Here is an 18,203-nt window from a genome sequence, read left to right as displayed (position 1 = left end):
CGGGTCGGACGGGGCCGCCGGGGGCGGTCCGCGGGGTGCGCGGACCGCCCCCGGCGCGGGGGTCAGCCGACCTGGAAGGTGTAGACGGCGGAGGTGGGGCCGACCTTGGTGCCGTTGGCGAGGGTGCCGCTCACCTTGAAGGTGGCGGTGTACGTGCCGGCCTTGGTGAAGGCCCAGTTGGCGTGGTCGTGTTCGCCCGCGGCGACGTCGCGGGTGTTGGCGAGGGCCGTGTCGGCGCTGTCGTAGGAGCGGTTGTTCTTCGGGCAGAGCCCGTTCTTGTAGACGGTGATCTTGCCGGGGCCGCTCACCGAGGCGAGCGAGACCTGGACCTTGTCGCCCTGGAAGACGCCGGGGGCGAGGTGTTCGCCGGAGACGCCGGGCCAGAGCAGTCCGGTGGTCTCGGTCTGCGGGAGGCGGTAGACGGTCGTCCCGGCGGTGCCGAGGTGGCTGTGGCAGGTGCCGGCGGGGACGGTGTACGCGGCGGCGGGCAGGACGCGCAGGACGACGTCGCCGGGCGCGTACTCGACGGCCGGTGCGACGGAGTGGTCGTGGACGTGGAACTGGAGCGCGGTGCCGTCGTATTCGACGTCGATGGCGTCGATGTGCCCCTGGGACAGGGTGGTTCCGGCGGCGTGGGCGGTGCCGAGCCCGGCGAGCGAGACGGCGGCGGCGAGGGCGCCGACGACGGTGAGCGAGCGCGGCGAGGTGCGGACCCGGGCAGGGGTCGAGGCCGGGGTCGAGGCAGGAATCGAGGTACGCAAAAGAAGCCCCCCTTGGGCTGTGTCGAGTGGAGGACGCGCGATGCGCGAACAATCGAGACGATAATCATTTTCATTAAGAACGCGCAAGGTGCTTCCGGCGTGGCATCCGAAAGGCGGCGGATGATCCCGATATGAGTGCGAAGCATGAGTGAGAAGACAGCTGTTGTGGTGGCGGTGGACGGTTCCGAGCACAGCCTGCGGGCGCTCGAATGGGCCCTCGGGACCGCACGCGCCCTGCGGGCGCCGCTGACCGTCGCCCACGTCCGCCCCGAGGCGCTCCAGCTCGGCAGCGCCCGCATCGCCTCCCTCGGGCCGGCGCCCGAGCTCCCCGACACCGTCCTGAACGCCGTCGCGAACGACCTCGGCGGCCGGACCGAGGGCCTCGACGTGCGGTACGAGTCCCTGGACGGCTCCGTCGTCGACGCCCTGACCGCGGCGGCGCGCGGCGCCCGGCTCCTGGTGGTCGGCTCGCGCGGCCGGGGCGGCTTCAAGAGCCTGCTCCTCGGCTCCACCAGCCGCACCCTGGCCGCCTCCGCGCCCTGCACCGTCGTGGTCGTCCCGCACGAGGCCAGGGCCGCTTCACTGGCCGGCGGGTCCGGGGCCGGCCGGGTGCTGCTCGGGCTGCACCCGGACGAGACCGGGGACGAGGTGGTCGAGTTCGCGTTCCGCGCGGCCGAGCGGCGCGGGGTGCCGCTGGAGGTGGTGACGGCCTATCCCGTACCGCCCTCCCCCGCCCTGCTCATCGGGGCGCCCGCGCCCGCGCTCCAGGTGCCGCCGCCGCTGCCCGACGAGACCCCGGAGCTCGTCGACACCACCACCCGCCGCCAGGAGGAGCGGCTGCGCCCCTTCACCGCGCGCCACCCCGGGGTCCGGGTCGTGCCCGGGGTGACCCCGGTCGACGCGGCCGGACGGCTGGTCGAGGACTCCCGTGAGGCCGGGCTGCTGGTCGTCGGACGGCACCGCAGGCACCGGGTGGAAACCCTGCTCGTGGGCTCCGTCGCGCACGCCGTGCTCCACCACGCGTCCTGCCCGGTGGCCGTCGTGCCGCCGCCCGGGCGGCCCTGACCGCTCCCCGGCGGCGCCGGAGCGCGAGCGGGCGGAAATGCGCCACGTTCACCTCTTCGGGTGATGGCAGAGGTGGAGAAACGTGTCTGCCCCGGTGGGGGCCGACACCCTCGACCCACGGGGGCCGATCCACTGGAGCGTGTCCATGCATCTGATCCGACGCCGCGAACCCCACCTCGCCGTCCGGTCGAGCGGGGGCCTGACCACCGTCGAGCTGTACGGCGAGCTCGACCTGGTGCTGGTGCAGCGCGTCCGGCCCGAGCTGGACGCACTCGTCCGCGAGGCCGGGGCGCTCACGGTAGACCTGCGCCACCTCACCTTCTGCGACGCGTCGGGGCTCGGGCTCCTGGTGCGGTGCGCCCAGCGCGTACGGCAGCGGGGCGCGCGCTGGCGCCTCGTCTGCGAGCAGCCGATGATCCTGCGGCTGATCCGCCTGGCGGCGCTCGACGAGACCCTGTGCCCCGAGCCCGGGAGCCCCGCGCCGGCCACGATCCCCGGGCCGGCGGCCCCACGCTCAGGACACCCGGGACGGCTGCCGGTCTGAGCCGGGGGCCGCGGGCCAGAGGCGGTCAAGGGCGGCACAAGCGCTCCGGGCGGGCGGGCCGGGTCCGAGACGGTCCGGGCAGTCCGGGCGGCCGGGGCGGCCCGGCCGCCGGAGCGGTCCGAGACGCCCCGGACCATCCCGGGACGCCTTGGCCCCCGGGACGCCCCGGCCCCCCGTACGGATGGCCCGGCGCGCCCCGTACTCCCCTCAGGCGGGCAGGAGTTCGCCCGCGCCGCCGTGCTCCCGGGTCTCGCCCGGGAAGCCGTGCCCGAGGACGCCCTGCGGGCGCAGTCCGGGGAGGCGGAGCTCGATGATGCCGCGCACCGCCGGCCACTCCTCGTCGAGGATGGAGTAGAAGGCCGTGTCGCGGACGACCCCGTCCAGGCCCCGGGAGTGCGCCCGGCGCACGCCCTCGCAGGTGGCGCCGAGGCGTTCGATCGCGGCCCGCGAGCGGGCGTTGCGCGCGTCGGCGCGCATCGAGAGCCGGCGCACCCGCCAGGTTTCGAACGCATGACGCAGCATGAGGTACTTGGCCTCGGTGTTGACGCCGGTGCCGCGCGCCTCGGTGGAGATCCAGGTGTTGCCGATCTCCACCGCGTCGGGCACCGCCGTCAGCGGATCGCCGTGCGGCGTGCCGGTGGTCGGCGGCCACACGAGGGGCCCGCGCCAGTAGTCGAGTTCCAGGAACCGGGTGGATCCCAGGACACGGCCGTTGCGGGGATTGACCAGCGCGAAGGGCAACGCCCGGCCCGCCGACTGTTCGGCGAGCGCGCGGGCGATGTAGTCGCAGGAGGCGTCAAGGCCGTGGGGCACGGCGGTATAGGCATAGGCCGCACGATCCAGTGCGCCCGCCCAGGCGAGACCCTCGGCGTGGCGCATGGCCAGCGGCTCCAGGCGCACGGTGCGCCCGGCAAGGACTACAGGTACTGGCACGGAACCTCGGGTCTTTCACGGGCAGGGGACATCCCGCGCCGGATCACGGCGGGAATGACGGGGTGAGGTTCGCGCCGGATGCCGACCACTTCGCCGGATGGGCAAAACGGGCACTGAAACGGTTCGTCACCGGTGCGAGGAGGACAGTATGCAGCCCCGAGCGCCTCCTGAACAGAACCCCACACGAACCCGAGGGCACGGCTGGGTGAATGTCCGGTTCACCCCGTTCCCTCACATGGCGCAAGCCCCCTGCCGGAGGGCCTCAGGAGGCGGTGTCGGCGCAGGTCGGATGGCCCCAGCCGTCGGCGTTCTTGGTGATCGTCTCACCCTTGTCGTACGCCTTGCCGCAGCGGCACCGGCCGGGGAACCTCGCCTTGAGCGAGGGGCTCCCGGAGGAGCCCGTCCGGCGGGCGCCGCGGGCCGCCCCGGCCGCCTTCGGGACGCGCTTGGCCGCCGCCGGGCGCGCGGAGCCGGGGTCGGGCGGCGGGAGCGGCGAACCGGCGGCGGACCCGGCGGGCTCCTGGGTGCGGGCGCTGTGGCTGGCGGCGCGGTCGGCGGCGTCGTTCAGCGGGTCGCCGTCGACCTGGTGGGCGGGGGTGTACACGAATTCGACGGAGCGGTCGGTGAGCAGCTCGTCGATGCGCACGACGAGGTCCTTGTTGGCCACGGGGGTGCCGGCCGAGGTCTTCCAGCCCTTGCGGCGCCAGCCGGGCAGCCAGGTGGTGACGGCCTTCATCGCGTACTGGGAGTCCATCCGCACCTCGGCGGGCGCGGCGGGGTCCAGGTGCTCCAGGAGCCTGAGCAGCGCGGTGAGTTCGGCCACGTTGTTGGTGGCCGTGCCGAGCGGTCCGGCCTCCCAGTGGGCGATCGCGCCGTCTCCGCCGCCGATGACCCAGGCCCAGGCGGCGGGTCCGGGGTTGCCCTTGGAGGCGCCGTCACAGGCCGCGATGATCTTGTCTGTCATCCTCCGATCCTGACATGTCCGCCGACAGGTCAGTGACCACCGGCCGCGGCGCGCAGCCGGGCCACCTCCGCGCGGAGCGCCTCGCGCCCGATGGCGTCGGTACGGGTCGCGGGCACGGTGCACGCGTACGCCCCGGCGACGGAGCCGTGCAGGGCGCACTCCGCCACGGGCGCCCCGGCCAGCCAGGCGGCCAGGAAACCGGCGGCGAAGGCGTCCCCGGCGCCGTTGCTGTCGACGACGGGGCGGGGCGGCGCGACGGGCGGCACGTGGACGAGCTCCGCGTGGGCGCCGGCCAGGAGGTGGGCGCCCGAGGCCCCGGCGGTGCCGACGACGACGGAGGCGCGGCCCCGGGCGGCGATGGCCCGCAGGGTGCCCTCGACGTCGGTGAGGGCGACGGTGGAGAGGAAGACGACGTCCGCTTCGTAGGCGAAGGGCTCGTGGTAGGCGGAGACGCCGTCCCAGTCGTGCAGGTCGGTCGAGAGGGTCACCCCGGCGTCGCGCAGCTCGGGCAGGGCGTGGGCGCAGGGCTGGGTGAGCGAGACGTGGGCGTGGCCGCTGCGGGCGGCGAGCGCCTTCACGGTGCCGGACGGCAGCCGGTCCTCGTCGCGGGCGCGGGTGGCGTCGTACAGGGAGAGCCTGCGCCCGTCGGGGCCGACGAGGTTGACGGCCCGCTTGGTCCCGGCGGGGTGCGGCACCTCGGTGAACGGGATGCCCTGCTCGCGGTGGAAGCGCCGCACCAGCTCGCCCTCGGGGTCGGCGCCGAGCTGGTCGAGGTGGTGGACGCGCAGGCCGAGCCGGTGCAGCCCGAGCGCGACGAAGTCGCCGGTCTGTCCGGCGCGGGTCTCGATGCCGGGCCGGATCAGGTGGCTGTCGGCGTAGGGCAGCGGCAGCTCGGGGACGTACACGATGGTGTCGACACCGGCGCCGCCGAGGACGAGGACGTCGATGTCGTCGTCCTCGCCGCCCTCGTCGCCGTACTCACCGACGTACTCGCCGACGTCTCCGTAGTCGTCCGCGTGATCGTCCCCGCGATCGCCCTGGTGATCGCCCTCGTGATCGTCCTCGGCGTCGAAGGGTCCGGGGGCGCTGTCTCTGCTCATGCGCGCAGTCAAACAGCGCCCGCCGAAGCCCTGCAAGATCCTGCAAGAACTTTCCGCAAGGGTCGGCCGGGCCCCGCCCGGCCCCCGGTCAGTCCTCGGCCGGGAGGCTGTCCATGAAGGAGCTGACGGAGAAGACCGCGCGGCCGGGCCCGGCCTGGCCGTAACCGGGGGGCGAGCTGAGCCCGTTGGCCTCCATGGTGGCGCGGTACGCCTCCAGCAGCCGGATGTGGTACTCCAGCGGCGCGCCCGCCGGGTTGGCCTTGCCGAGCGGCGTGGTGGGCTCGGGGCACCAGGTGGTGAAGCGGGGCGTGATGCCGCGCGACATGAAGTACTCCAGGCCCTCCGTGGTCGAGGCGATGGCCTCGTCGACGGTGGTGAAGCCGAAGGGCTCGGCCATCTCGACACCGGCGACGAAGTTGGGGATCACGTTGCGCGGGCCGAAGACCTCGGCGGAGTCCAGGATGCGGCGGTGCCACTCGTCGCGGCCGACGTAGCGCTCCTTGCCGGGGCAGTAGAGCTCGAACAGGCGCTTGTCCCACACCTCGTAGTTGGGGTGGTAGATCTGGATGCCGTAGTCCTTGAAGCGCTGGACGTCCGCCTTGGGCAGCGCCTGGGCGACGACCTTGCCGATCCAGCGGCCGGGGAAGCGCTCCTCGATGGCCTGCGCGTACTGGCCGTAGAAGTCGGCCTCGTCCTTGCCGCCGATGTGCGAGGTGACCGCGCCGCCGGTGAGGGTGTACGCGGTCGAGGCGCCGGTCGTGTCGTACTTGTCGATGATCGCCAGCGCCTCCAGGACCTCCTCCACGTCCTTGACGCCGGTGTAGGGGCGCCCGGCGGCCTTGTGCTGGCGCCAGTTGTGGTTGATGTCGCAGTACTGGCACTCCTCCTTGGCGCCGAAGTACTGGCAGACCCGGAAGACGGTCAGGTAGATCAGGTAGCCCCACTGGATGGTGGGGGCCACCTCCATGACGGACTTCCCGTTGGAGAGGGTGTGCCGGTAGTACTCCGGCATGGGCGGCAGGCCGACGTCCGCGATCCGGCGCCCGTCCAGGTACAGCCCGAGCATCCCGTCCTCGCCGGCGGCGACGCGGTACGGCGAGGAGGGGTTGACGCGCACGGACACGACCGTGCGGCGCAGCTCGTAGGGGCCGCCGGTGAGGACGATCTCCTCCGGCGGGCGGCGCAGGGCGGCCTCGCCGAGCTCGGGCAGGGTGCGGTGGTCGAAGGAGAAGATGAAGTACGACTTGGGCTTGACCTCGCCGGACGCCTCGTTGGCGCTGTCCGTCAGGGCCGATTCGTCGAAGGCGATGCCCCCGCGCAGCAGGTCCTCCTTGATCACCGCCTCCCTGGGGACGTGCGGGAAGCGCTGCATGAGGTCTTCGACCTCGTCGGTACGGCGGATCATGCGCGGTTACATCTCCTCGGTCGGACGGTCAGGAGCCGTGGTGTGCCCCCGCCAGCCTAGGACGGCGGGTGCCGCCGCGGCATCCGGCCCCGGTCCCCGCCGTCCTCCGTCCCGGGACGGAGGACGGCCGGGGTCCGCTGCTCAGAAGTTGCCGTAGTTGACCTGCCAGGTGGGCAGGCCCATGCGGCGCCACACGGCGACGACCCGGTCGCGGTCGTCGAGCGAGACGCGGACCGCGTAGCGCGGGCGCACGTGCGCGTCGAAGAGCTCGGCCTTGACGATGTCGTCGGAGCGGCCGTCGCCGGACGCGCGCATCCACAGCTCGTCGTACGGCACCTCGTACCGCGCCAGCCATGCCTCGGTCAGCGCCCGGTGGTCCTCGCTGCGGCCGGAGAGCAGCACGATCCGGTCCCCCTGGGTGGCCCGGAAGGCGCGCAGGGCCTCGCGGACGGGCGGGTTGAGCAGGTCCTCGTCGCAGCGGCCGAAGTCGTACGGGCCCCGGTCGCCGCGCAGCGCGAGGGTGCCGTCGATGTCGCACATGACCGCCGAGGGCAGCGCCGGGTCGGCGACGTACGGGGTGGCGGCCGGGCGGTCGTTCAGCCAGGCGGCGGTGAGCCGCCAGCCGCCCCGGGTGGCCTTGGCGTGCTTGTCGGCGAGGATGCGGATGATCTCCTCGCCGACGGGCCGCTCGCGGGCCGCGTCGCGGCGCACGCACTCGTCGACGGGGACGTCGGTGAAGTCGTGCACGACGAACGTGGCCGCCAGGCCCGCGACGGCGGCCTTGAGGCGCTTGGGGATGTGCGGGGTGAGATGGGTGTTGTCGACGACCACGTCGAAGCCGTCGTCGACGGCGGCGCGCACGGCCGCGTCCTGGATCTCCAGGACGGTCCGCTCGTGGGCGCCCGAGCGGCGCTCGCCCGGCACGTCGAGCATGGTGCGCAGGTCGTCGAGGTTGACCCGGCGCAGCCGGCCCTCGGACTGCTCCTGGAGGGCGCGGGCGGCGGTCGTCTTGCCGGAAGCGGGCAGTCCGGTCATGACGTGGACCACGGGCACGGTCAGTTCTCCTCGTCGGTGGTGAAGGGGTCGGCGGTCTCGGGGCGCAGGGACCGCCAGGTGTGCAGCTCGGTGGAGCGCCCGTCGAGGCGCGTGAAGAGGACGGAGCGCAGGCTACGGTCCGGCAGCTCGTTGGCCGCGCGGGCGAACGCGCCCCGGTCCCCGGCGAGCGGGGCGAGCGCGTCGTAGGCGGCGTCGATAGCCCGCTCGCGCGCGGCGAAGGCGTCCTCCAGGCGTCCGATGAGCTCCCGGACCCAGGTGTCGAACTCGTCCGGCACCTGCTCCAGGAGCGCGTCCAGCGGCCGGCCGCCCTTGGCTCGGGCGTCGGCGAGGTCGGCCGGGGAGAGCCCGAGGCCCTGGGCGAGCACCTTGTCGGGGGTGCCGGCGAAGCGCTGGATGCCGTGGCCGCGCCAGATGTCCCGCTCGGTGACGCCGGTGAGGAGCTTGTGCAGGCGCACGTACTCGGCGATCTTCGCCTTGGCGCGGACGCCGGAGGCGAAGCGCAGCACGAAGCCCTCGGCGTCGATGCCCGTGGCGGCCCCGCCGCCGGGCAGGGTGCTGGTCTCGGTCAGCTTGACGAGCTCGTCGAGCGGCATCGGCGGGTGGACCGTGACGACGGAGCCGACCCCCGCCCAGGCCCCGGCTGCCTCGGCGAGCGGGACCTCGGTGCCGTCGGGGCCGAAGGCGGCGAGCAGGACCAGGTCCCGGCGCTCGCCGTAGTCGACGACGATACGGTTCTGCGGGTAGAGGATCTCGGCCAGGTACGTGACGCCGGGGACGAGCGCCGAGGTGTCGGCGGCGTCCAGGCGGCGCTGCGCCCAGGTGGCCTGGGTGCTGGTGAAGGACGCCTTGGAGGCGACCCGCCAGCGGCCCTCGTAGTGGAAGACGAGGCCGAGGCTGCCGTCGACCTTCTCGTACACCTCGAAGGGCTCGTCGGGCAGCGCGGACGCGTAGGGGCGCCCGCTCTCGTGCTCGGAGACGTTGAAGAACTTCGGCAGCGGCAGGGCCACGATCCGGCCGGTGACGTCGTCGGCGACGAGGCCCCGGCAGCGGACCGTCACGTCGTTCCAGACGCCTTCGTACTGACACACCCGCGTGTACGTGTAGATGGACAGCGGCAGCTCGGGGTGTGACTTGCGGGTCACATGCCCGGCTTCGACGGCCGCTGCCAGCTCCTGTGCCGGCAGCAGGGCGTCGAGAGTCAGGTACGCCTGGCTCATGGGTTCCCTCCCGGTGTGTCGAGGAGGCCCATTCTTCCCTTCCGTCCGCCGTCCTGACCAGCCGTTTTACGGGCGCCTGGCGGCCACCCCGGCGAGCAGGCGGCGCCGCTGGGCCGCGTCGGAGGCCAGCGCGATCGCCGTCCAGGCCATGGCGAGGCCGCCGTCGAGGACGGCGCGGTCGGCGGCGGGGGTGGTGCCGAAGCGGGTGAACTCCGGGTTGTGCATGATCGCGTCGCCGCAGTCGTAGCCGATCATCGGGTGGATGGCCGGGACGAGGTGGGAGACGTTGCCCATGTCGGTGGAGCCGCCGCGCAGGCCCGGGTCGGAGGCGGGGACGGCGCGGCCGAGGTCCTGGGCGGCGGTCCGGTACGCCTCGCCCATGGCGAGGTCCTGGCGCAGGTCGGCGTAGTCGTTGCCGACGGTCTCCAGGGCGAGTTCGGCGCCGGTGGCCAGCGCCCCGGCCTCGAAGCAGGCGCGGACGCGGGCCTTGAGCTCGGCGAGCTCCTCGCTGGTGCCGGCCCGGCAGTCGTACGAGGCGGTGGCGCGGCCGGGGATGACGTTGGCGGCGTCGCCCGCGGAGGTGACGACGCCGGAGACGACGGCGCCGGGGATCATCTGCTGGCGGTGGGCGGCGATGGCGACCTGGGCGATCATCAGGGCGTCGGCGGCGTTGACGCCGCGGTGCGGCATGGCGGCGGCGTGCGCGGGGACGCCGGTGTACGCCACGTCGAGGCTGCTGATGGCGAGCGAGCTCATGCCGACGGCGTCCTGCGGGGCGGCGTGGACCATCATCGCGGCGGCGACGTCGTCGAAGGCCCCGGCGTTCAGCAGGTCGACCTTGCCGCCGCCCGACTCCTCGGCGGGGGTGCCGAGGAGGGCGACGGTGAGGCCGAGCTCGTCGGCGAGCGGGGCGAGGGCGAGGGCGGCGGAGACTGCGGCGGCGCCGTTGACGTTGTGGCCGCAGGCGTGGCCGATGCCGGGCAGGGCGTCGTACTCGGCGCAGATGCCGATGACGAGGTCGCCGCTGCCCGCGGTGGCCCGGAAGGCGGTGGGCAGCCCGTACGCCTCGCGGGTCACGTCGAAGCCGGCGCCCTCGACGAGGTCGGCGATGCGGCGGGCCGCCCGGTGCTCCTCGTAGGCGAGTTCGGGGTCGGCGTGCAGCGCGTGGCTGAGGCCGATGACGGCGTCCTCGCGGCGGGCGAGGGTGCGGCGGGCCTCCTGGCGGAGCCGGGCGGTCAGGGCGGAGGGGGCCGGGGCGGGGGCGGCGGGGGTGCTCATCGGGGGTCCTTGGCGACGGCGGGGCGGGCGGCGGGGGCGCGCAGCAGGAGCGCGGCGGCGGCGCCCGCGAGGGAGACGCCCAGGCACACGGTCCAGGAGGTGGTGTAGGCGCCGATCTCGGGGAGGGTGTGCCCGGCGGGGGTGCGGGCGGCGAAGACGGTGAGGACGGCGGCGGCGCCGAGCGAGCCGCCGACGTTGATGAGGAGCTCGTTGATGCCTGAGCCGACGGAGGTGCGGTCGTGCGGCACGGACTCGACGGCGAGGGTGCGGGTGGAGTGCTGGAGCAGTCCCGTGCCGAAGCCCGCGAGGGCGGTGCCGAGGAGGAAGAGCGCGGCCGTGTCGTAGCCGAGGAGGTCGATCCCGTACCCGGCGCTCATCAGGAGCGAGCCCCCGACGAGGGTGCGGCGGTCCGAGATCCGGGCGGCGACGGCCGGGGCGGCGAGGGCGCCGACGGCGAGCGAGAGCAGGTTGGGGAGCATCGCCAGGCCGATGGCTATGGGCCCGAGGCCGAAGCCGTAGCCGGTCTCGGCGCGGGCGGTGCCGAGGAAGACGGGGTGCGCGATCTGGAGGCCGAGCATGCAGAAGCTGAAGGTGAGGGTGGTGAGCGAGACGACGACCACGTTGCGGTGCCGGAACATCCGCACGTCGATCATCGGCTCGGCGGTGCGCAGCTCCACGCCCACCCACAGGGCGGTGACGAGGACGCCCGCCACGAGGGTGCCCAGGGTGCGGGCGGAGCCCCACTCCCAGCCGGGGGTGCCGCCGAGGCCGAGGGCGAGCATCAGGGCCACGAGTCCGGCGCAGAGCAGCAGTCCGCCGGCCCAGTCGACGGAGCCGCCGGGCCGGTCGGCGGACTCGGGCAGGAAGGGCCAGGTGGCGACGAGGGCGAGGGTGGCGCCGACGGCGGGGACCCAGAGGGCGGCGGTGGGGCTGTCGACGGAGGCGGCGACGAAGCCGCTGGCGAGCAGGCCGAGGGTGAGTCCGCCGACGAGCGCGGCGACCATGTAGCTGATGCCTCGGCGGCTCTCCGCGTCGCCGCCGGCGCCCGCGCGGTTGCGCAGGATGCCGACGAGGAGCGGGAAGAACCCGGCGATGGCGCCCTGGAGGATCTGCCCGGCGAGCAGCACGGGGAAGGAGCGGCTGAGCCCGACGAGGACGGAGCCGAGGATCACCAGGAGCAGGTTCCAGCGCAGCATCCGGCGGTGGCCGTAGAGGTCGCCCATGCGGGAGAGCACGGGGGTGAAGGCGACGCTGGCCAGGAGGTTGGCGATGCTGATCCAGTTGAGGTCGGCGGCCGTGACGCCCAGCGTCTCGGTCAGCCCCTTGAGCAGCGGGGAGAGGAAGCCCTGGGTGACGCCGCTGGAGAGCTCGACGAGGGCGACGGAGGCGATGACCACCCCGGTGGGGGTCGCGCGGGGCCCGGAGGGTCTGTGGACGGGTGTGGTGCGGGTGCTGCCTGAGGAGAGGGTCATACGTACAACCTGTCCGGGAGGGCCGCGGGGATCGGCAGGATCGGTGAGGCGCGGGAAGCCGCCGCTGAGCGGGGTGGAACGCGCACCACAATGTGGCGAGCGGGCCCCCCTCCGGGCAAGACTTGAAGGTCAACACGGCCGATTGCGGCAGCGGCCGGGGGCCGCGCGGCGGATTCCGGCACACCGGGCCTTCCCGGTACGGGTTCGGGCGCGCCGGACACGGAGGCCGCGCGACCGCGTACAAGGGCGGAGTACGGGAGCCCGTACGCGGACGGCATGCGGGGAGCCGTACGTGGACGGCGTACGCGGACCGCGTACGTGGACGGCATACGGGGAGCCCGTACGAGGACCGCCTACGCCGACAGCATGGCGGACGGCAGGGCACACGAGGAGGAGCGGGATGGGCGACAGGACCGCGGCGGGGCCCCGGGGCGCCCCGCTGCTCCTCGACGAGGTGGATCACGCCGTCCTGCGGGTCCTGCACCGCGCCCCGCGCGCCGCGTTCGCCGATGTGGCGGCGGCGGTCGGGGTGCACGAGCGGACCGTGGCGCGCCGCCTGGAGCGCATGACGGCGAGCGGCCGGGTCGCCTTCGTCGCCGCCCTGGTCCCGGAGTACCTGCACGAGGGCGTCACCGCCGAGCTGGCCGTGCGGTGCGCCCCGGGCCGGGTGCACGAGGTGGCGCTGGCGCTCGCCGCGCTGGACGAGGCCCGCTCGGTGGAGGTGGCGACCGGGGCCCTCGACGTCTTCGTCGAGCTCACCCTGCCCGACCACGGCGCCCTGCTCACCCTGCTCGACACCGTGGTGGGGCGGCTGGACGGCGTGGTCGACGTCCACTCGGCGCTGGTCCTGCGGCTGCTGCTGACCGCGAGCGACTGGGCGCCGTACGCGGACGCGCCGACCGAGGTGCGGCGGCACGCCATGGAGGGCCGGGCGCTGCCGGAGCCCCCGGCCGTCGACGAGCTGGACCGGCGGCTGGTGGAGCTGCTGCGCCGGGACGCCCGGATGTCCACCACCCGGCTCGCCCGGGAGCTGCGGACGGGCGAGACGACGGCCCGGCGGCGGCTGGCCCGACTGATGGACTCGCACGTCCTGCACCTGCGGCTGCGGGCCGACCCGGCGGTGCTCGGCTATCCGGTCGAGGCCCGCTTCCGGCTCGCCCTGCCGTACCGGGCGCTCGACCCGGCGATCCGGCTGCTGGCCCGCGAGCCCGCCGTCCGGCACCTCGTGGTCACCTCGGGCACGACGAACCTGCTGGGCTACTCCAGCCACCGCGACGTGCGTGATGTGCACGACTTCGCGGCCCGGGTGCTGGGCCGCCTCGACGGGGTCACGGACACCGAAACGGCCCTGCTCATGCGGACGTACAAGAGGGCCGGGTTCGCGGCGGAGGGCTGAACCCGTACCCCGGGGTAGGCCGGGGGCCCCGTAGACTCCCGGCCTGAGCACGCCCGAGAAGCCCCGAGAAGCCCCCGGGACCCCGAGAACCCCGAGAACCCCGAGAACACCAAGGATGCGAACCCGATGAATCACGCGGACACCACCGCCCCCATCTACTCCGAGCTGATACGCGAGCAGGGGGACGTGCCCGGTGACGTGCGCCGGACCGCCGAAGAGGTGCTGCGCGACCTCAGCCGCGTGATCCAGATGCCGCCGGCGGGGATGCCGCAGATGCCGCAGGCCGGAATGCAGCAGGCTGGTATACCGCAGGCCGGTGCCCCGCAGGCCGGTGTGCCGCAGGCCGGGATGGCCCCCGTCGGGATGGCCCCGGTGCCGCAGGGCGGGCCGCAGCCGATGCAGCAGGCGCCCCAGCTCCCGCAGCGCCCCCAGCTCCCGCAGGGCGGGCAGCAGCCCATGCAGCACCCGGCGCACTGACGGAACGGATCCGTACGCACGCGGCCCCCGGCGGGCCGCGCACACCGGAGGGGGCCGGACGATGACGGATACGGCGGACACGACGGATACGGCGGATACAGCGAATATGGCGGACACGCGCACGGGGGTCCGGCGGCCCGGTCACGAGCGGGTGCGGCGGAGTTACGACACCGTGGCCTGCACGTACCTGGAGCGGATCGGCGACGAGCTCGACGGCAAGCCGCTCGACCGGGCGCTGCTCGGCGCGCTCGTCGAGCAGGCGGGCGAGGGCGCGGTCATCGCCGACCTGGGCTGCGGCCCCGGCCACGTCGCCGCCTGGATCGCCGCCCAGGGCCGCGCGGGGCACGTCGTGGGCGTGGACCTGTCCCCCGCGATGGTGGCCCTCGGTCGCGAGCGGCACCCGGCGGCCGAGTTCCGCGAGGGCGACCTGCTGCGGCTGCCCGCCGCCGACGGCGAGTTCGACGCGGCCGTCGCCCTCTACTCGCTGATCCATCTGGCGCCCGGGGAGCTGGAGCCGGCGCTGGCCGAGATCCGGCGGACGCTGCGGCCCGGCGGCCTGCTGCTGGTCTCCTTCCACGTGGGCGCCGAGGTGCGCACCCTCACGGAGTGGTGGGGGCATGACGTGGACGTCGACTTCCACTTCCTGCGTCCGGCCGAGGTGGCCGGGGCGCTGCGCGCGGCGGGCTTCCGCGTGGAGGCGGAGCTGGAGCGCGCCCCGTACCCGCACGAGGCCGAGACGCGGCGCTGCTCCCTGCTGGCGCGGCGCGAGGACTGAGGCGCCCGGCCCCGGCCCGGCCCGGGTGCGCGTGGTATACCAAACGGCGTCCGCCCGTTTTCGCCGTCCAGCGCCCCGGAGGCCCCCGCCGTGACCACGCCTGTCCCGCCCGTCCCCTCCGGCTCCCCTGTCTCTTCCGACTCCTCCGATTCCCCCGGCTCCTCCGTCTCCGTGACCGTGTTCCGGGACGTGCGGCCGTACGGCGGGCCGGTGACCGAACTGGTGGCCGTGGACGGGGTGCTGGTGGCCTCGGTGCCGGAGGGCGCGGCGGTCGAGGTGGTCGAGGGCGGCGGCCGGATGGCGCTGCCGACGCTGGTGGACGCGCACATCCACCCGGACAAGACCGCGTGGGGCGAGCCCTGGCACAGCCGCCGGGCGGCGGCCGGGATCGCGGAGTACGTCGAGGGGGACGTGGAGCTGGCCCACGCGCTGCCCACGCCGGTCGGCGAGCGGGCGCTGCGGCTGATGTCGCACGCGGCGGCGCGGGGCACCCGGGCGATGCGGGCGCACGCCGACGTGGCGCCCGCGTTCGGGCTCGCGGGCCTGGAGGGGCTGGCCGAGGCGCGGGAGAGGCTGCGCGGGGTCGTGGACGTGGAGCTGGTCGCGTTCCCGCAGCACGGCGTGGTCCGCGCGCCGGGGGTCGCGGAGCTGCTGGCGGAGGCGGCGGCGGGCGGGCTGATCACGCACATGGGCGGGATCGACCCGGCCGGCTTCGACGCCGAGGGCGGCGCGGGGGACGGGGACCAGTTGGGGACGGTGTTCGGCCTGGCCGAGCGCCATGGCCTCGGGCTCGACATCCATCTGCACGACCGGGGCGAGCAGGGTCTGGCGCCGCTGCGGGACATCGCCGCCCGGACCCGGGCGCTGGGGCTCCAGGGGCGGGTGACGGTCTCGCACGCGTTCGCGGTCGCCCAGCTGTCGGGGCGGGCGCTCGACGAGACGGCGGACCTGCTGGCCGGGGCGGACATCGCGCTGACGACGGTCGCGCTGTCGGCGACGACGATCCTGCCGTTCCGGCGCCTTGCGGAGCGCGGGGTGCGGGTGGGGCTCGGCTCGGACGGGGTGCGGGACACGTGGAGCCCGTTCGGCAACGCGGACATGCTGCACCGGGCCTGGCTCGCGGGCTGGGCGCTGGACGCGCGGCTGGACGAGGAGCTGACGGCCTGTTTCGAGCTCGCCGCGCACGGGGGCGCCGCGCTGCTCGGCCTGGACCGGGCCGACCTGCGGCCGGGCGCGCCCGCCGACTTCATGCTGGTCGAGGGCGCGTGCGTGCCGCAGGCTGTGGTGGACGTGCCGAGCCGGGACCTGGTGGTCCGGGCGGGCCGGGTCGTGGCCCGGGACGGCGCCCTGGTCTGACCGGGCGCCGGGCGGCGCCTGGCCCGCGCCCGCCCGCCCCACCCGTCGCCGGGCCCGGCAGCGACCGGTCAGGGCCCGGTGGGCGCCGGGATTGACCGGTCACGGCCCGGCAGGCCCCGGCTGGGCCCCGTCAGGACCCCAGCGTGCGCCACAGGAAGGTGTGCTCCAACGCGCTGTTGTAGGCGGTCTGCTCGTGGTCGGTGGCGCCCGCGTGCCCGCCGGCCAGGGTCTCGTGCAGCAGCACCCGGTAGCCGAGCTCCCGCAGCCGGGCCGTCGCCTTGCGGGCGTGGCCGGGGTGGACGCGGTCGTCGCGGGTCGAGGTGGTGAGCAGGACCGGCGGGTAGGGGCGGCCGGGGGCGAGCCGGTGGTACGGGGAGAGCGCGGCGAGGTGCGGCCGGTCGGCCGGGTCGTCGGGGTCGCCGTACTCCGCGATCCAGCTCGCGCCGGCGAGGAGCCGGTGGAAGCGGAGCATGTCGAGCAGCGGGACGTGGCCGACGATCGCGCCGAAGAGCTCGGGGCTGCGGACGAGCATGGCGCCCATGAGGAGGCCGCCGTTGCTGCCGCCGGTGATGCCGAGCCGCCCGGGGGTGGTGATGCCGCGTGCGACCAGGTCGCGGGCGACGGCCTCGAAGTCCTCGTAGGCGCGGGGCCGGTCGGCCTTGAGGGCGCTGCGGTGCCAGCGGGGGCCGTACTCGCCGCCGCCGCGGATGCCGGCGATCACGTACGTGCCGCCGCGGGCGAGCCAGGCCCGGCCCCGGACGGAGTCGTAGGAGGGGGTCAGGGAGATCTCGAAGCCGCCGTAGCCGGTGAGGAGGGTGGGGCCGGGGAGGGCGCCGTGCCGTCCGACGACGGTGTACGGGACGCGGGTGCCGTCGGCGGAGGTCGCGAAGTACTGGCGGGCGTCGAGGCCGGTGGTGTCGAAGCGGGCGGGGGCCTGCTTGATCAGCTCGTCGGGGCCGCCGATCTCGCCACGGTGCAGGGAGGGCGGGACGAGGTGGCCGGTGACGGAGAGGAAGTACTCGTCGCCGGAGTCGGGATCGGTGTCGGTGACGGCGGCGGAGGCGAGCGGCGGGATCGCGGTCGCCTCGCGGCGCTCCCAGGCGCCGGTGCCGGAGCCGGTGGGCGGGGTGAGGATGTGGAGGCGGCTGGCGACGTCCTGGAGGGTCTCGACGATGAGGTGGCCGCGGGTCCAGGAGTGGCCGACGAGGGCGGTGCGCTCGTCGGGGGTGAACAGCACCTCGTGCGCGCGGTCCCCGGCGAGGAAGGCGCCGAAGTCGAAGGCGAGCAGGGAGCCGGCGGGCCGGCCGAGCCAGGGGGTCTTGGGGGTGACGAGGAGCCGGTCGCGGTGGACGTAGCTGTCGGCGTCGTCGGGGACGTCGAGGCGGACGAGCTCGCCGTCCTCGGTGAGCAGCCGGGTCTCCTGGTGCCAGAAGTCCCGGTAGCGGACGACGAAGTCGCGCTCGTACCCCTCGGTCGGGTCGTGCCAGGCGGAGACGCCCAGGTCGGACTCGACGCCCTCGTAGACGGGTTCGGCGGTGTCGAGCGGGGTGCCGCGCCGCCAGCGGCGGGCGGTGCGCGGGTAGCCGGAGGCGGTGAGAGAGCCGGGGCCGTGGTCGGTGCCGACGAAGACGTGGTCCTCGTCGATCCAGCCGATGTCGGTCTTGGCCTCGGGCAGCCGGAAGCCGTCGGCGACGAAGGCCCGGTCCGCCAGGTCGTATTCGCGGACGACGACGGCGTCGCCGCCGCCGCGCGCGAGGCTCAGCAGGGCGCGCCGGTGGCCGGGGCGCAGCACCTGGGCGCCGGCCCAGGTCCAGTCCTCGCCCTCGGCCTCGGCGAGCGCGTCGAGGTCGAGGAGCACGTCCCAGTCGGGCGCGTCGGTGCGGTACTCCTCCAGGGTGGTGCGGCGCCAGACGCCCCGGGTGTGTCCGGCGCCCTGCCAGAAGTTGTAGAGGTGGGGGCCGCGGCGGCGAGTGTAGGGGATGCGGTCGGGGGCGTCGAGGACCTCGCGGAGCTCGGCGACGAGGGCGTCGAAGCCTTCGCCGCCGGCGAGCTCGGCGTGGGTCTCGGCGTTGCGCTCGCGGACCCAGGCGAGGGCGCGCTCGCCCTCGACCTCCTCCAGCCACTGGTGGGGGTCGGTGGCGGCGGGGTCGGTGCCGGTCTCGGTCGTCTCGCTCATGCCGTCGATTGTGGCGCACGGCGCCGACAGTGCGGGTCCTAGCCGTCCGGATGGCGTGCGACGGGACCGTCACCCTCGCATTGGTTCGAATGCGGACCAATCATCGGGCGCTGTCAGCCGTACCACTCAGCGTCCTCCGTAAGTTAACCAATCGATTACTGCACGGCCGTATACCTTTGGGGCTCGGTCCCCCATCCTGTCCTCGGCGTGCCGCCAGGGCATGCCGTG

General features: G+C 74.7%; 16 protein-coding genes. 6 read left to right on the top strand and 10 right to left on the bottom strand.

Annotation, left to right across the window (positions count from 1 at the left end):
• Window positions 1-62: 62 nt before the first annotated feature.
• Window positions 63-761: a choice-of-anchor M domain-containing protein gene (locus AB0C99_RS19810; RefSeq protein WP_362476544.1), complete on the bottom strand. Its 699-nt coding sequence runs from the start codon at window positions 759-761 to the stop codon at window positions 63-65.
• A gap of 144 nt (window positions 762-905) precedes the next feature.
• On the opposite strand from AB0C99_RS19810, the gene AB0C99_RS19805 reads away from it, so the two are divergent.
• Together AB0C99_RS19805 and AB0C99_RS19800 are read left to right on the top strand one after the other, a co-directional pair.
• On the top strand, window positions 906-1,826 hold the full coding sequence (locus AB0C99_RS19805) for a universal stress protein (RefSeq protein ID WP_362476542.1): 921 nt from the start codon (window positions 906-908) through the stop codon (window positions 1,824-1,826).
• 145 nt (window positions 1,827-1,971) lie between these two features.
• Window positions 1,972-2,370, top strand: coding sequence for an STAS domain-containing protein (locus AB0C99_RS19800; RefSeq protein WP_362476541.1), 399 nt, complete (start codon window positions 1,972-1,974; stop codon window positions 2,368-2,370).
• 207 nt (window positions 2,371-2,577) lie between these two features.
• Here the strand turns inward: AB0C99_RS19800 and AB0C99_RS19795 are convergent, their stop codons facing one another.
• From AB0C99_RS19795 to AB0C99_RS19760, 8 genes are all read right to left on the bottom strand, one after another.
• Entirely contained in the window at window positions 2,578-3,303 is a 726-nt protein-coding gene (locus AB0C99_RS19795; RefSeq protein ID WP_362476539.1) for a GNAT family protein, read from the bottom strand.
• 262 nt (window positions 3,304-3,565) lie between these two features.
• Window positions 3,566-4,267 (bottom strand): ribonuclease H, encoded by a 702-nt coding sequence (locus AB0C99_RS19790; RefSeq protein WP_362476537.1) that lies wholly within the window; start codon window positions 4,265-4,267, stop codon window positions 3,566-3,568.
• A 29-nt stretch (window positions 4,268-4,296) separates the two neighbouring features.
• On the bottom strand, window positions 4,297-5,367 hold the full coding sequence (locus AB0C99_RS19785) for a PfkB family carbohydrate kinase (protein ID WP_362476535.1): 1,071 nt from the start codon (window positions 5,365-5,367) through the stop codon (window positions 4,297-4,299).
• Window positions 5,368-5,455: 88 nt separating this feature from the next.
• A complete protein-coding gene (locus tag AB0C99_RS19780) occupies window positions 5,456-6,772 on the bottom strand; it encodes a radical SAM protein (protein ID WP_362476533.1) in 1,317 nt (438 codons plus the stop codon).
• 141 nt (window positions 6,773-6,913) lie between these two features.
• Entirely contained in the window at window positions 6,914-7,825 is a 912-nt protein-coding gene (locus AB0C99_RS19775; protein WP_362476531.1) for an AAA family ATPase, read from the bottom strand.
• A 2-nt stretch (window positions 7,826-7,827) separates the two neighbouring features.
• On the bottom strand, window positions 7,828-9,045 hold the full coding sequence (locus AB0C99_RS19770) for a T4 RnlA family RNA ligase (RefSeq protein ID WP_362476529.1): 1,218 nt from the start codon (window positions 9,043-9,045) through the stop codon (window positions 7,828-7,830).
• Between the two features lie 66 nt (window positions 9,046-9,111).
• Complete coding sequence (locus tag AB0C99_RS19765) at window positions 9,112-10,323, bottom strand: amidohydrolase (protein ID WP_362476527.1); 1,212 nt, start codon at window positions 10,321-10,323, stop codon at window positions 9,112-9,114.
• Window positions 10,320-11,795 (bottom strand): MFS transporter, encoded by a 1,476-nt coding sequence (locus AB0C99_RS19760; protein WP_362476525.1) that lies wholly within the window; start codon window positions 11,793-11,795, stop codon window positions 10,320-10,322. Before AB0C99_RS19760 ends, AB0C99_RS19765 begins: the two co-directional genes overlap by 4 nt.
• Before the next feature lie 400 nt (window positions 11,796-12,195).
• On the opposite strand from AB0C99_RS19760, the gene AB0C99_RS19755 reads away from it, so the two are divergent.
• The 4 genes from AB0C99_RS19755 (at window position 12,196) to AB0C99_RS19740 (ending at window position 15,799) form a co-directional block, all read left to right on the top strand.
• Window positions 12,196-13,191, top strand: a complete 996-nt coding sequence (locus tag AB0C99_RS19755) for an Lrp/AsnC family transcriptional regulator (RefSeq protein ID WP_362476523.1) — start codon at window positions 12,196-12,198, stop codon at window positions 13,189-13,191.
• A gap of 126 nt (window positions 13,192-13,317) precedes the next feature.
• Window positions 13,318-13,668: a hypothetical protein gene (locus AB0C99_RS19750; RefSeq protein ID WP_362476521.1), complete on the top strand. Its 351-nt coding sequence runs from the start codon at window positions 13,318-13,320 to the stop codon at window positions 13,666-13,668.
• A 106-nt stretch (window positions 13,669-13,774) separates the two neighbouring features.
• The gene (locus AB0C99_RS19745; protein WP_362476519.1) at window positions 13,775-14,443 is read left to right on the top strand and encodes a methyltransferase domain-containing protein; all 669 of its coding nucleotides are present in this window, start codon (window positions 13,775-13,777) and stop codon (window positions 14,441-14,443) included.
• Window positions 14,444-14,614: 171 nt separating this feature from the next.
• On the top strand, window positions 14,615-15,799 hold the full coding sequence (locus AB0C99_RS19740; RefSeq protein ID WP_362476662.1) for an amidohydrolase: 1,185 nt from the start codon (window positions 14,615-14,617) through the stop codon (window positions 15,797-15,799).
• Window positions 15,800-15,929: 130 nt separating this feature from the next.
• Here the strand turns inward: AB0C99_RS19740 and AB0C99_RS19735 are convergent, their stop codons facing one another.
• Window positions 15,930-17,975 (bottom strand): prolyl oligopeptidase family serine peptidase, encoded by a 2,046-nt coding sequence (locus AB0C99_RS19735; protein WP_362476517.1) that lies wholly within the window; start codon window positions 17,973-17,975, stop codon window positions 15,930-15,932.
• Window positions 17,976-18,203 lie beyond the last annotated feature (228 nt).

Source organism: Streptomyces sp. NPDC048659 (assembly GCF_040650575.1).
Lineage (GTDB): Bacteria > Actinomycetota > Actinomycetes > Streptomycetales > Streptomycetaceae > Streptomyces.
This window is presented reverse-complemented; position numbering and strand designations above follow the sequence as displayed.

Bases quoted from the DNA above. Each gene is read 5' to 3' on its own strand.
- AB0C99_RS19780 (WP_362476533.1), bottom strand. From the start codon at position 6,772: ATGATCCGCCGTACCGACGAGGTCGAAGACCTCATGCAGCGCTTCCCG.
- AB0C99_RS19735 (WP_362476517.1), bottom strand. From the start codon at position 17,975: ATGAGCGAGACGACCGAGACCGGCACCGACCCCGCCGCCACCGACCCC.
- AB0C99_RS19790 (WP_362476537.1), bottom strand. From the start codon at position 4,267: ATGACAGACAAGATCATCGCGGCCTGTGACGGCGCCTCCAAGGGCAAC.
- AB0C99_RS19805 (WP_362476542.1), top strand. From the start codon at position 906: ATGAGTGAGAAGACAGCTGTTGTGGTGGCGGTGGACGGTTCCGAGCAC.
- AB0C99_RS19770 (WP_362476529.1), bottom strand. From the start codon at position 9,045: ATGAGCCAGGCGTACCTGACTCTCGACGCCCTGCTGCCGGCACAGGAG.
- AB0C99_RS19755 (WP_362476523.1), top strand. From the start codon at position 12,196: ATGGGCGACAGGACCGCGGCGGGGCCCCGGGGCGCCCCGCTGCTCCTC.
- AB0C99_RS19785 (WP_362476535.1), bottom strand. From the start codon at position 5,367: ATGAGCAGAGACAGCGCCCCCGGACCCTTCGACGCCGAGGACGATCAC.
- AB0C99_RS19760 (WP_362476525.1), bottom strand. From the start codon at position 11,795: ATGACCCTCTCCTCAGGCAGCACCCGCACCACACCCGTCCACAGACCC.
- AB0C99_RS19765 (WP_362476527.1), bottom strand. From the start codon at position 10,323: ATGAGCACCCCCGCCGCCCCCGCCCCGGCCCCCTCCGCCCTGACCGCC.
- AB0C99_RS19800 (WP_362476541.1), top strand. From the start codon at position 1,972: ATGCATCTGATCCGACGCCGCGAACCCCACCTCGCCGTCCGGTCGAGC.
- AB0C99_RS19745 (WP_362476519.1), top strand. From the start codon at position 13,775: ATGGCGGACACGCGCACGGGGGTCCGGCGGCCCGGTCACGAGCGGGTG.
- AB0C99_RS19750 (WP_362476521.1), top strand. From the start codon at position 13,318: ATGAATCACGCGGACACCACCGCCCCCATCTACTCCGAGCTGATACGC.